The 13,083-nt window shown below is 71.9% G+C and carries 12 protein-coding genes; all 12 read left to right on the top strand.

Going from position 1 to position 13,083, the window contains the following annotated elements:
• Window positions 1–6: 6 nt before the first annotated feature.
• Window positions 7–1,548: a right-handed parallel beta-helix repeat-containing protein gene (locus ACFY6U_RS10675; RefSeq protein WP_390036779.1), complete on the top strand. Its 1,542-nt coding sequence runs from the start codon at window positions 7–9 to the stop codon at window positions 1,546–1,548.
• Window positions 1,549–1,609: 61 nt separating this feature from the next.
• Entirely contained in the window at window positions 1,610–2,851 is a 1,242-nt protein-coding gene (locus tag ACFY6U_RS10670) for an O-antigen ligase domain-containing protein (protein ID WP_390037606.1), read from the top strand.
• 2 nt (window positions 2,852–2,853) lie between these two features.
• Window positions 2,854–4,095, top strand: coding sequence for a glycosyltransferase (locus ACFY6U_RS10665; protein ID WP_390036777.1), 1,242 nt, complete (start codon window positions 2,854–2,856; stop codon window positions 4,093–4,095).
• Complete coding sequence (locus ACFY6U_RS10660; RefSeq protein ID WP_390036775.1) at window positions 4,092–5,327, top strand: class I SAM-dependent methyltransferase; 1,236 nt, start codon at window positions 4,092–4,094, stop codon at window positions 5,325–5,327. Before ACFY6U_RS10665 ends, ACFY6U_RS10660 begins: the two co-directional genes overlap by 4 nt.
• Window positions 5,324–6,118, top strand: coding sequence for a sugar phosphate nucleotidyltransferase (locus ACFY6U_RS10655; protein ID WP_390036773.1), 795 nt, complete (start codon window positions 5,324–5,326; stop codon window positions 6,116–6,118). Before ACFY6U_RS10660 ends, ACFY6U_RS10655 begins: the two co-directional genes overlap by 4 nt.
• Entirely contained in the window at window positions 6,115–6,762 is a 648-nt protein-coding gene (locus tag ACFY6U_RS10650) for a PIG-L deacetylase family protein (protein ID WP_390036771.1), read from the top strand. Before ACFY6U_RS10655 ends, ACFY6U_RS10650 begins: the two co-directional genes overlap by 4 nt.
• A 6-nt stretch (window positions 6,763–6,768) precedes the next feature.
• Window positions 6,769–7,794 carry an NAD-dependent epimerase/dehydratase family protein gene (locus tag ACFY6U_RS10645; RefSeq protein WP_390036769.1) on the top strand — a complete coding sequence of 342 codons (1,026 nt, stop codon included), beginning with the start codon at window positions 6,769–6,771 and terminating at the stop codon, window positions 7,792–7,794.
• A 17-nt stretch (window positions 7,795–7,811) separates the two neighbouring features.
• The gene (locus tag ACFY6U_RS10640) at window positions 7,812–9,065 is read left to right on the top strand and encodes a DUF4910 domain-containing protein (RefSeq protein WP_390037604.1); all 1,254 of its coding nucleotides are present in this window, start codon (window positions 7,812–7,814) and stop codon (window positions 9,063–9,065) included.
• The gene (locus tag ACFY6U_RS10635; RefSeq protein ID WP_390036767.1) at window positions 9,062–10,360 is read left to right on the top strand and encodes a hypothetical protein; all 1,299 of its coding nucleotides are present in this window, start codon (window positions 9,062–9,064) and stop codon (window positions 10,358–10,360) included. The genes ACFY6U_RS10640 and ACFY6U_RS10635 overlap by 4 nt, the downstream gene beginning before the upstream one ends.
• On the top strand, window positions 10,357–11,304 hold the full coding sequence (locus tag ACFY6U_RS10630) for a glycosyltransferase family 2 protein (protein ID WP_390036765.1): 948 nt from the start codon (window positions 10,357–10,359) through the stop codon (window positions 11,302–11,304). Before ACFY6U_RS10635 ends, ACFY6U_RS10630 begins: the two co-directional genes overlap by 4 nt.
• On the top strand, window positions 11,301–12,533 hold the full coding sequence (locus tag ACFY6U_RS10625; RefSeq protein WP_390036763.1) for a polysaccharide pyruvyl transferase family protein: 1,233 nt from the start codon (window positions 11,301–11,303) through the stop codon (window positions 12,531–12,533). The genes ACFY6U_RS10630 and ACFY6U_RS10625 overlap by 4 nt, the downstream gene beginning before the upstream one ends.
• Entirely contained in the window at window positions 12,530–13,081 is a 552-nt protein-coding gene (gene rfbC / locus ACFY6U_RS10620; RefSeq protein ID WP_390036761.1) for a dTDP-4-dehydrorhamnose 3,5-epimerase, read from the top strand. Before ACFY6U_RS10625 ends, rfbC begins: the two co-directional genes overlap by 4 nt.
• The last annotated feature ends 2 nt before the right edge of the window (window positions 13,082–13,083 follow it).

Here is a 13,083-nt window from a genome sequence, read left to right as displayed (position 1 = left end):
GGGCACGTGGTGATCAAGAGGCGGCACTGGGCGCTGGCGGCGGCACCGCTGGCGCTGGCCCTGCTGACGGCGACCGGCTGCGACAGCACGTCGGGCGCCCCGGCGGCGAAGCCGACCGCCGCGCCGTCCACGTCCACGTCCGCGGCCCGAGCCGTGGCCCGGGTCTGTGCCAACCCCGCGGCCGGGCCGGCGAAGGCGCCGGCCGGGGCGGTCACGGTCGACCCCGCGGTCGTCGGCGACCTGGCGGCGAAGACCAGGAGCAGCCCCCCGAACACCACGTTCTGGCTCCGGCCGGGCAAGCACCGGCTCGCCCCGGACCGCTACGCCCAGGTCATCCCCAAGAAGGGGGACCGCTACCTCGGTGCGCCGGGCGCGGTGCTCGACGGCCGGAAGAAGAACCAGTACGCGTTCGCCGGCACCGCCCGCGACGTCACCATCCGCTACCTGACCGTGCAGCATTTCGTCGCACCGCAGAACGAGGGCGTGGTCAACCACGACTCGGCCGACGGGTGGGTGATCGAGCACACCACCATCCAGAACAACTCCGGGGCGGGGCTGATGGCCGGTGCCCGCCAGCAGGTCCGCGCCAGCTGCCTGCGCGACAACGGGCAGTACGGAATGAACGCGTACAAGGGCGGGGGCGGTATCACCGGACTGGTGGTCGAGGACAACGAGATCGTGGGCAACAACACCGACGACTGGGAGCGGCGGCAGCAGGGCTGCGGCTGCACCGGAGGCGTCAAGTTCTGGGCCGTCGACGGCGCCGACGTGCGCGGCAACTGGGTGCACGACAACCGTGGAGCCGGGTTGTGGGCGGACACCGACAACAACGACTTCCTCATCGAGAACAACGTGCTGGAGGCCAACGACGGTGCCGCGCTGATCTACGAGACCAGCTACAACGCGGTCGTCCGGAACAACACGATCCGTCGGAACAACTGGGTCGAGGGCCGCAAGTACGCCGACCGTGGCGACAACTTCCCGTACGCGGCCGTCTACCTGTCGGAGTCCGGCGGTGAACCACGGATCCGGGCCCGCACCGACAAGATCGAGGTCTACCGGAACGTGCTGGAGAACAACTGGTCCGGGATCACCCTGTGGGAGAACGCCGACCGGTTCTGCAACAGTCCGGCCAACACCTCGTCCGGTGACTGCACCCTGCTGGTGAAGAACGCCCACCGCTGCACGGAGCCGGCCATCGCCAAGGCTCCGCTCTACGCCGACTGCCGGTGGAAGACCCAGCGCGTGGACATCCACGACAACCGCTTCGTGCTCGACGAGTCCGTGGTCAAGTGCACCGACATGTGCAACCGCATGGCGGTGCTGTCCAACTACGGGACCTATCCGGACTGGTCGCCGTACAAGGGCGAGAAGGTGGCCGAGGCGATCACCCACGGACAGGACAACCGCTGGCACCACAACGTCTACCTCGGACCGTGGCAGTTCGTCGCCCAGGACCCGAGCCAGGTGCTCGACTTCGACGAGTGGCAGGGCACGGACTACCGGCAGGACGCGGGCAGCACCCTCGACCAGGAGGCCGGTGGCTGAGATGAACACGCGGACGAACACGCCGATGAACACGTGGCTGACCAGGCAGGTGAACGGGCAGATGAAGGGGCAGACCGAGGCAGAACCGCGCGCTGCCACACCGAGGATCGTCGGCGTCGTCTGGGGGCTGCTGGTCCTCAACACGCTCGGCTCCGCCGGGGCGAAGACCATCGTCACGCTGCCCCGCTCCCTCATCCAGATGGTCACCATGGGCGCCCTGGTCGCCGCGTTCGCGCTGGCGCTCCTGGTCAACCTCCGGCTGCGCGTCCGGCCCAGCGCCTACCTGCTCCTGCTCACCCTGCTGCTGGTGACGAGCGTGATCTCCAGCGCCAACCTGGAGTCCGGGTTCGGCGCGCTGTTCCGCTGCTTCCGGCTCACGCTCTTCATCGGCACCCTGTGGCTGCTCAGCCGCTGGTGGGACGGCAGCCTGACGTTCGTCCGGTACCACATCCGGGCCTACTTCGCGGTGCTCGGATCGGTGGCCGCCGGCCTGGTCGTCTCACCGGGCGCGGCCCTGCCCGACCTCTACGGCGGACGGCTGGTCGGCGCGCTGTGGCCGCTCACCCCGCCGCAGATCGGGCAGTACGCGGCGGTGATCATCGGGCTCACCGCGCTGCTCCTGCTGGGCCGCCGGACCGACCGGACCAGTGCCGCGGTGGTCATCGTGCCGTCCTTCGTGCTGCTCGCGCTGACCCACACCCGGACGGCCACCCTCGGCCTGCTCCTCGGTCTGTCACTGGCGATCGGCTCGCTCATCCTGACCAGCGCGGCCGCCCGCCGGTTCTTCACCTGGGCGGTGCTGGTCGGCTCGGTGGCCGCGGTCGGGTTCGCCTCCGCCCTGCAGACGTGGTTCCTGCGCGGACAGAGCAAGGAGAACTTCTCCAGCCTCACCGGCCGGGCCAAGGTCTGGGACGCCCTGCTTGCCGCGCCCCGGACGACCTCGGAGAAGTTCCTCGGCGTGGGCCTGGGCGACAAGTCGTTCGGCGGGCTGCCGATCGACAACAGCTGGCTGGCCGTCTACAACGAGCAGGGTCTGATCGGCGTCACCCTGGTCGCGGTGATCATCGTCGTGCTGGGCGGCGTCGCCCTGCTGCGGCCGCCGTCGCTGCAGCGCGCCTGCGCGATCTTCCTGATCAGCTACTGCGCGATCGCCTCGTACACCGAGGCCGGCCTCGGCGACGCCTCGCCGTACCTGCTGCATCTGGCCCTGGCCGCCTCGCTGCTGGCGACACCCGTCGCGGCGGCTCCTCCCTCGGCGCCCGGATTCCACCGACCGACGACCCAGGGCTCGGAGGTGACCTGACCATGGACATCCTCGTGGTGCACAACCGCTACGGCTCCGCACAGCCGAGCGGGGAGAACAAGGTCGTCGACCAGGAGGTGGAGCTGCTGCGCGCGGCCGGTCACCGGGTCGGGGTGTTCGAGCGGCGCAGCGACGACATCGCCGCCCGGTCCCTCCTCGGCAAGGTCGCGGTACCGCTCCTCGTACCGTGGAACCCGGCGGTCCGCACGGAACTCGCCGCCCGGCTGCGCACCGAGCGGCCGGACGTGGTGCACGTCCACAACGTCTTCCCGCTCCTGTCGCCCGCGGTCCTCGCCGCGTGCGCCGACGCCGGTGTGCCCGCCGTCGCCACGCTGCACAACTACACCCAGGTCTGCCCGCCCGGCACGCTCCAGCGGGACGGCCGGCCGTGCACCGAGTGCGTCGGCTCCGCACCGCTGCCCGCCGTCCGGCACGGCTGCTACCGGGGCTCCCGCCTCGCGACGGTGCCGCTCGCCGTCAGCCTGTCCGCCAACCGGCGGCGGTGGTGGTCCGGCGTCGAGCGGTTCCTCTGCATCTCCGCGGCCCAGCGCGACGTCCTGGTCCGGTCCGGGATGCCGGCCGAGCGACTGGCGGTGAAGCACAACTTCGTGCCCGACCCGGGCCTGTGCCGGGAGGGCGGGGGAGAGCAGCTGCTCTACCTCGGCCGGCTCGCGGAGGCCAAGGGGGTACGGCTGCTGATGGCCGCGTGGGACGAGATCGCGGCCGACGGCGGTGTGGGCGTACCGCTCGTGATCGCGGGCACGGGGCCGCTGGAGCGGGAGGTGACCGCCTGGGCGGCGGGCCGGGACGACGTCCGCTACGCCGGCCTGCTGGACACGGCGGAGTGCCGGAAGGCCGTCGCGCGGTCGGTCGCCGTGGTGGCGCCCTCGACCTGGCTGGAGGCGTTCGGCCTGGTGGTCGTGGAGGCGATGGCGGCCGGCGTCCCGACCGTCGCGGCCGGCCACGGCGCGTTCGTCGAACTCGTCGAGGACGGGGTCACCGGGCTGCTGCACCGGCCGGGCGAGCCCGCCTCGCTCGCGTCCTGCATACGCCGGATCGCGGCCGACCCGGACCTGGGCCAGGAGATGGGCCGGGCGGCCCGCCGCCGCTACGAGCAGGGCTTCAGCCCGGCCGTCGGCCTGGCGCGCCTGGAGGAGGAGTACCGCACCGCGATCGCGGTGCGGTCGGCACAGGCTCGCGACGGGGACACCCGCGTGAGCAGGGGGGATGGGAACAGCACATGACACGATGCCGACTGTGCGGCTCGGAAGCGATGGCGAGCGTCGTCGACCTCGGGGCGACGCCACCGTGCGAGAGCTTCCTCGCCGCGGACCAACTGGACGAGCCGGAACCGGCGTACCCGCTGCACCTGCGGGTCTGCACCGAGTGCTGGCTCGCGCAGATCCCTCCGTTGATCACGCCGGAGGAGACCTTCAAGGAGTACGCGTACTTCTCCTCCTACTCGACCTCCTGGGTGGAACACGCGCGCACCTTCGTCGCCGATGCCGCGGAGCGGCTTCCGCTCGGACCCGACGCCTTCGTGGTCGAGGTGGCGAGCAACGACGGCTACCTGCTGAGGCACGTGGTGGACCGGGGGATCCGCTGCCTCGGCATCGAGCCGTCGGTGAACGTCGGCGGCGCGGCACGGGAGGCGGGGGTGCCCACGCTCACGGAGTTCCTCTCCCCGGAGACCGGCGCGGCCGTCCGCGCCGAGCACGGCCCGGCGGACCTGGTCGTGGCCAACAACGTGTACGCGCACATCCCCGACGTGGTCGGGTTCACCCAGGGGCTGCGCGCCCTGGTCGCCGACGACGGCTGGGTCTCGATCGAGGTGCAGCACCTGCTGACCCTGATCGAGGAGAACCAGTACGACACGATCTACCACGAGCACTTCCAGTACTACACGGTCGCCTCCGCGATCCGGGCCCTTGCGAGCGGCGGACTCACGCTCGTGGACGTCGAACTGCTCCCCACACACGGCGGCTCCATCCGGCTGTGGGCCCGCCCGGCCGAGGCGGCCGGCGAGCCGACGCGGCGGGTGGCCGACGTCCTGGCCCGGGAGAAGGCCGCCGGGCTCCAGGAGCTCTCCGGTTACGCCGAATTCTCTGCCCGGGTGGCCAAGGTGCGCCGCGACCTGCTGCGGTTCCTCATCGACGCGGCCGAGCGCGGCGAGACGGTCGTCGGCTACGGCGCCCCGGGCAAGGGCAACACCCTGCTCAACCACTGCGGCATCCGCCCCGACCTGCTGGCCTACACCGTCGACCGCAACCCCTACAAGCACGGCAGGTTCACTCCGGGCACCCGCATCCCGATCCTGGCGCCCGAGCAGATAGCCGCCGACAGGCCGGACTTCGTCCTCGTCCTCCCGTGGAACCTGCGGGCCGAACTGTCCGAACAGCTGGCCTTCGTCCACGAGTGGGGCGGCCGGCTCGTCTTTCCCGTCCCGGAACTGAGCATCGTCGAGGTGAAGTCGTGAAGGTCGTCCTGTTCTGCGGCGGTTACGGGATGCGGATGCGCAACGGAACCTCCGACGACGTGCCCAAACCGATGGCGATGGTCGGCCCGCGCCCGCTGATCTGGCACGTCATGCGCTACTACGCGTACTTCGGGCACAAGGAGTTCATCCTGTGCCTCGGGTACGGGGCCCACCACATCAAGAACTTCTTCCTCAACTACGAGGAGACGACGTCCAACGACTTCGTCCTGCGGGGCGGGCGGACCGAGCTGCTCTCCACCGACATCGCCGACTGGACGATCACCTTCGCGCAGACCGGCATCGAGTCACCGATCGGGGAGCGGCTGCGCCGGGTGCGGCACCACCTGGACGGCGACGAGATGTTCCTCGCCAACTACGCCGACGTGCTCACCGACGCCCCGCTGCCGGAGATGATCGACAAGTTCGCCGCGCGCGACGCCGGGGTGTCGATGATGGTGGTGCCGCCGCAGTCGTCGTTCCACTGCGTGGAGCTGGGCGAGGACGGCCTGGTGGGAGGCATCACCGCGGTGAGCGAGCTGCCGCTGTGGGAGAACGGCGGCTACTTCGTGCTCCGCCAGGAGGTCTTCGACCACATACCCGAGAACGGTGACCTGGTCGCCGACGGCTGCGCCCAGCTGGCCAAACGGGGACGGCTCGTGGCGCACCAGCACCGCGGCTTCTGGAAGCCGACCGACACCGTGAAGGAACGGGCCGCGCTCGACGCCGCCTATGTCCGGGGCGACCGCCCGTGGGCCGTGTGGGAGCGGGACACCGCCGGAGCCAGAGCGTGATCCGGCTCGGGGGCGGCCCCCTGAACCGGATCGTCGCGGTGGGCGCCCACTGCGACGACATCGCCATCGGCGCCGGCGGCACGCTGCTGACGCTGTGCCGGGCGCGGCCCGGTGTCCGGGTCGACGCGCTGGTGCTCACCGGCGGCGGCAGCGAACGCGAGCAGGAGGAACAGGCCGCGCTCACCGCTTTCTGCCCGGGCGCCGACCTGCGGCTGACCGTGCACAAACTGCCCGACGGCCGCTTCCCGGCCCACTGGGAGGAGGCCAAGTCCGCGGTCGAGGAACTGCGCGCGCAGACCGACCCGGACCTGGTCCTCGCGCCGCGCACCGACGACGCCCACCAGGACCACCGCGGCCTGGCCAAGCTGATGACCACCGCGTTCCGCGACCACCTCGTCCTCGGCTACGAGATCGTCAAGTGGGACGGCGACCTCGGCCGGCCGGCCGCCTACCAGCCGCTGGACCCGGACACCGCCGAACAGAAGGTGCGGCTGCTGCAGGAGCACTACCCCTCGCAGCGGCACCGGCCCTGGTACGACCGGGAGGCCTTCCTCGGCCTCGCCCGGATCCGCGGCATCGAATGCCACGCGCGCTACGCCGAGGCGTTCGCCGTCACCAAACTCACGCTCAACCTGGGGGGTTGAACAACCTTGCGCGTACTACTGACCGGACACCAGGGCTATCTGGGCACCGTGATGGCCCCGGTCCTCAAGGCCGCCGGGCACGACGTCGTCGGCCTCGACGCCGGCCTGTTCGCCGACTGCGTCCTCGGCCCGCGGCCCGAGGACCCGCCGGGGCAGCGGGTGGACCTGCGCGACGTCACGGCCGAGCACGTGGCCGGGGTGGACGCCGTGATCCACCTGGCCGCGCTCTCCAACGACCCGCTCGGCTCGCTGGCGCCGGAGCTCACCTACGACATCAACCACCACGCGTCCGTGCACCTGGCCCGGCTGGCCCGCGATGCCGGAGTACGGCGCTTCCTGTACGCGTCGACCTGCTCGGTCTACGGCGCCGCCGGCGGCGACGACCTGGTGGCCGAGGACGCCCCGCTGCGCCCGGTGACGCCGTACGCGGAGTCGAAGGTGCGGGTGGAGGACGACCTGCACGCGCTGGCCGACGACGACTTCACCCCGGTGTACATGCGCAACGCCACCGCCTTCGGCTTCTCGCCCCGGCTGCGCGCCGACATCGTGCTCAACAATCTTGTCGGCCACGCGCTCCTTTCCGGCGAGGTCCTGGTGCTCTCCGACGGCACCCCCTGGCGCCCGCTGGTGCACGCCGCCGACATCGCGCGGGCCTTCACGGCCGCGCTGACCGCGCCGCACGAGGCGGTGCACGACCGGGCGTTCAACATCGGCAGCGAGATCAACAACGTCACGGTCGCCGAGATCGCCGGACAGGTCGCCGAGGCGGTGGCCGGCTCCAAGGTGGTGATCACCGGGGAGACCGGCGCCGACCCGCGGTCCTACCGGGTGGACTTCTCCCGGTTCCGCGCCGCGATACCCGGCTTCGACTGCGAGTGGACGGTGAAGCAGGGCGCGCTCGAACTCGCCGACGCCTACCGGAAGTTCGACCTCAACCGGGAGGACTTCGAGCGGCGCTACACCCGGCTCGCCGTGCTGCGCGCGGCGTCCGACGCCGGCACCGTCGACGACACCCTCAGGCGGCGCCGGTGACCGACGTGAGCGAGGAGATGTACGCGCTGGTGGAGCGGATGTACCCGCTCTGCCGGAGCATCACCGGCGACGGTGTGCGCGCCACCCTGGACATCGTCGGGGAGTACATCCCGCTGCAGGTGCACGAGGTGCCGACCGGGACGCAGGTGCTCGACTGGACGGTGCCGCAGGAGTGGAACATCCGGGACGCGTACGTCGCCGACACCGCCGGCCGGCGGGTCGTCGACTTCGCCGCGTCCAGCCTGCACGTGCTCGGCTACAGCGTGCCCGTGTCGGCGACCATGCCGCTGGCCGAGTTGCGCGGGCACCTGCACACCCTGCCGGACCACCCCTCCTGGGTGCCGTACCGCACCAGTTACTACAAGCCGGACTGGGGGTTCTGCCTGGCCCAGGAGACCCTGGACGCGCTGCCGGACGGCGAGTACGAGGTGCGCATCGACTCCACCCTCGCCGACGGCCACCTCACCTACGCCGAGTACGTGGTCCCCGGACAGGTCGCGGACGAGGTCATCGTCTCCTGCCACGTCTGCCACCCGTCGCTGGCCAACGACAACCTGGCCGGCATCGCGGTGGCGACGTACCTCGCCCGGGCCCTTGCCGAGCAGCCGACCTACTACACCTACCGGTTCCTGTTCGCGCCCGGCACCATCGGGGCGATCACCTGGTTGGCCCGGAACGCGGAGCGGGTGGACCGGGTCAAGCACGGACTCGTGCTCGCCTGCGCCGGGGACCCCGGCCGGCTGACGTACAAGCAGAGCAGGCGCGGCGACGCGGAGATCGACCGGGTGCTCCAGCATGTCCTGACCGCCTCCGAACGCCCGCACCGCGTCACCGAGTTCACCCCGTACGGCTACGACGAGCGGCAGTTCTGCTCGCCCGGGTTCAACCTCGGCGTGGGCTCGCTCACCCGGACCCCGTACGCCGGCTACCCCGAGTACCACACCTCGGCGGACAACCTGGACTTCGTCTCCCCGGCGGCGATGGCGGACACCCTCGCCGTCTGCCGCGAGGCCTTCGCCGTCCTCGACCGCAACCGGCGGTACGTCAACCTCAGCCCCTACGGCGAACCGCAGCTGGGCCGGCGCGGGCTGTACGACGCGCTCGGCGGCCGCAGCGACACCAAGCAGGCCCAGATGGCCATGCTCTGGGTGCTCAACCTCGCCGACGGCGAGCACAGTCTGCTGGACGTCGCCGAGCGGTCCGGGCTGCCGTTCGACACCGTGGCCGCCGCGGCCGATGCCCTGCGCGGCGCCGACCTCGTCAAGGAATGACGCACATGACCACCCAGGGGGAGAAGACGACGGTACCGGCCGGGTCCGCCAGGCGGGCTCTCGTCGGCAGGCTGTCCTGGGGACTGGCCGACCAGGCGGCCTCCAGCATCAGCAACTTCGCGGTGGGGCTCTACGTGGCCCGCTCGCTGGGGGTGACCGCGTTCGGTGTCTTCAGCCTGGCCTGGGTGACCTACGGCGTGGTGCTCAACGTCTCCCGCGGCCTGGCCACCGACCCGCTCGTGGTCCGTTTCAGCGGTGTGCCGGAGGCCTCCTGGCGCGGGGCGGTGGCCCGGTCGACGGGTACCGCGCTCGGCGTCGGTGCGGCCCTCGGCGTGGCGTGTCTGGCGGCCGGGCTCGGCCTCGGCGGCCGCGTGGGGCCCGCCTTCGCCGCCCTGGGCCTCATGATGCCGGGGCTGCTGCTCCAGGACGCCTGGCGGTTCGCGTTCTTCGCCGCCGGCAACGGGCGCAAGGCGTTCCTCAACGACGTCGTGTGGGGCATCGCCCTCGTCCCTGCCATGGTGGTGGCGGCCCACGTGGACACCGTGGCCGCCTTCGTGCTCGCCTGGGGCGCCTCCGCCACGGTGGCCGCGGGGTACGGCTACCTCCAGTCCGGCATCCGGCCCCGGATGGCCGAGGCCCGCGGCTGGCTGCGCAAGCAGCGCGATCTCGGCTACCGGTACCTGGTCGAGAACGTCTCCCTCAGCGGCGCCAGCCAGGTGCGGGCGTACGGGGTCGGTGTGATCGTCGGCGTCGGCGCGGTGGGCGCCATCCGGGGCGCAGAGCTCCTGATGGGCCCGTTCCTCGCCGTGCTGATGGGTCTCTCGCTGGTCACCGTCCCGGAGGCCGCACGGGTGCTGCGCCGGGCCCCGCACCGACTGGGCAGGTTCTGCCTCCTCCTGGGCGGGGGACAGGCCGCCGGAGCGCTGCTCTGGGGCTCGGCGCTGCTGCTGATGCCCGACCGGCTCGGCGACCTGGCGCTCGGCGACGTCTGGCACTCCTCCTCGCACCTCGTCGTGCAGATCACCCTCAGCGTCGCGGGAGCGGGCCTCGGCACCGGCGCGGCGGCCGGTCTGCGCGCCCTCGGCGCGGCCCGGCGCAGCCTGCGCTGCCAGCTGTTCGCCTCCGCCTGCTACGTCGGCGGCGGACTGGGCGGCGCGGCCGCCGCCGGCACGGCCGGCTCGGCCTGGGGCGTCGCCGCCGCGACCCTCGGCGGCTCGGCCGTCTGGTGGTTGCAACTGCGGTCCGCCCTGCGCGAGCACCACCACAACCCCGTTCCCGAAGTGAGGACCTCATGACCGCCCGACCCAGGCTGAGCATCGGCCTGCCCGTGTACAACGGCGAGGAGTACCTGGCCGAGTCGTTCGACGCCTTGCTCGGCCAGACCTACGAGGACTTCGAACTGGTCGTCTCCGACAACGCCTCGACCGACGGGACCGACGCCATCTGCCGCAAGTACGCGGCGCAGGACTCCCGCATCCGGTACCACCGGCTGCCCCGGAACATCGGCGCCACGCCGAACCACAACCATGTGTTCGCCGAGTCCCGCGGAGAGCTGTTCAAGTGGGCCTCGCACGACGACCTCTACGGCCGCGACCTGCTCCGGCGCTGCGTGGAAGCGCTGGACGAGCGGCCGGACGTGATCCTCGCGCACACCGATCAGGCGGTCATCGACGGCGACGGCCAGGTGACGGTCCCCTACGAGTACACCCTCGCCACCGACTCGCCGCACGCGCCGGAGCGCTTCCGCAGCCTGCTGTTCGAGCCGGGCGGCGACGACTTCTACGGGGTGATGCGGGCCGACGTGCTGCGCCGGGTGAAGCCGATGGACAGCTACCACCACGCGGACCGCACGTTCGTCGCCGAGATCACCCTGCACGGGCGCTTCCACCAGGTGCCGGAGCTGCTGTACTTCCGCCGGGACCACCCCACCCGCGCCGAGCGGGCGAACCCGTCCAAGCGCTCCCGGTGCGTCAACCTGGACCCGCGCCGGGCAGGCCTGCTGCACCCGACGCCCCGGCTGCTCGCCGAGTACGTCTGGGGCTTCGCCTCGGCGATCCGGCGGGCTCCGCTGTCCCCGGCCGACCGGCGGGAGTGCTACCGCCATCTGGCCGCGTGGATGACCAGCAGGGTCCGGCCGGGCGCCGGCGAGCGGGTCGAGGACCGCGCCCCGGTCGACCCGGCCCTGCTCACGGTCTCCGTCGACGCCCTCGTCGCCGGCCGTGAGGGGAGGCGGCGATGACGTCCGCGGAGGGAACTCCGGTGCGCGTCGGGGTGTTCGGCCTGCTCGGCTCCGGCAACCTCGGCAACGACGGGTCGCTCGAAGCCGTCCTCGGCTACCTCCGCGCCGAGCACCCGGACGCGGTCGTGGACGCGCTGTGCGGCGGACCCGAGGCCGTCACGGCCCGGTTCGGGATCCCCGCCACCCGCATGCACTGGAACCGGGCGGAGTACCGGACCGCGTCCCGCGCGGGCGCGGTCGCCGCGAAGGGCCTCGGCAAACTCGTCGACGTCTTCCGCACCGCCGCCTGGGTGCGCCGGCACGACGTGGTGATCGTGCCGGGCATGGGCGTCCTGGAGGCCACCCTGCCGCTGCGGCCGTGGGGCTTCCCGTACGCGCTGTTCCTGCTCTGCGCGAGCGGCCGGCTGCTCGGCACCCGGGTCGCGCTGGTCAGCGTCGGCGCCGCCGAGATCAAGAGCCGCCCGACCCGCGCCCTGGTGCGCTGGTCGGCCCGGCTCGCCGCGTACCGGTCGTACCGGGACGGCCAGTCCCGGGACGCGATGCGCGCGATGGGCGTGAACACCGCACGGGACGAGGTCTACCCCGACCTCGCGTTCTCCCTGCCGACACCACAGGCGGGCGCGCCCACCGGCACGCCGGGTCCCGTCTGCCTCGGCGTCATGGACTTCCACGGCGGCAACGACGACCGCGCCCGAGCCGAGGAGATCTACCGGCGCTACCTCGACGGGACGATCAGGTTCGTCCGCACGCTGGTCGAGGAAGGCAGGCCCGTGCGGCTCCTCACCGGCGACCAGTGCGATCTGTCGGTGGTCGCCGCCATCCTCGACGCGGTCGACTCACCGCTGGTCACCGCGGCCGAACCGGCCTCACTGGCCGACCTGATGAACGAGATGGCGGCCGCCGACACCGTGGTGGCCGTCCGCTACCACAACCTGATCTGCGCGCTGAAGACCGGTACGCCCGTGCTCGCCCTCTGCTACGCGGCGAAGAGCGACGCGCTCATGGACCGGATGGGCCTGGGCGCGTACCGTCACCCGGCCCGCGAGGTCGACGCCGACCGGCTCCTCGAACAGTTCCGGGACCTGGAGAAGCACGCGGCGGAGCTACGGCAGACCCTCGCCGAGCGGAACCGGGTCGCCGCACGGCAACTCGCCCAGCAGTTCACCGCCTTGACCACGACCCTGTTCCCGGCGAACGACCACGACCACGCCCCACGGAAGGCTTCATGAAAGCGACCGAAGTCCCGGAGATCGCCGGCGCGTTCCTGTTCGAGCCGACGCCCTACGCCGACGAGCGCGGCTTCTTCTGCCGCACCTTCGACGCCGACGTGGTCCGCTCGGCGGGCCTGGACCCGGACGCCTTCGTCCAGGACAGCGTGTCCCGCTCGGTCCGCGGCGTGCTGCGCGGCCTGCACCTGCGCTCCGGCGCCGGCGAGGCCAAGCTGGTGCGGTGCTCGTACGGGCAGATCTTCGACGTCGTCGTGGACCTGCGGCCGGACTCGCCGACGTACCTGGGCCGGGCCTTCTTCGAGCTGTCCGGCGAGACGCAGAAGACCGTGTACATCCCGGCGGGATGCGCGCACGGCTTCCAGGCTCTTACCGAAATCGCGGACACCTCTTACCGTATTGACCGTCAGCACGATCCGTCCGAGGACGTGACGATCGCCTTCGACGACCCGGAACTCGCCATTCCCTGGCCGCTGCCGGTCACGTCGATGTCCCAGCGGGACCGGGAGGCGCCGAGCCTGGCCGAGGTCCTGAAGCACCGAGAAAGATGAGG

Source organism: Streptomyces sp. NPDC013157 (assembly GCF_042899865.1).
GTDB lineage: Bacteria > Actinomycetota > Actinomycetes > Streptomycetales > Streptomycetaceae > Streptomyces.
Note: the sequence above shows the minus strand (reverse complement) of the source record. Positions and strands in the feature narration are given on the sequence as shown.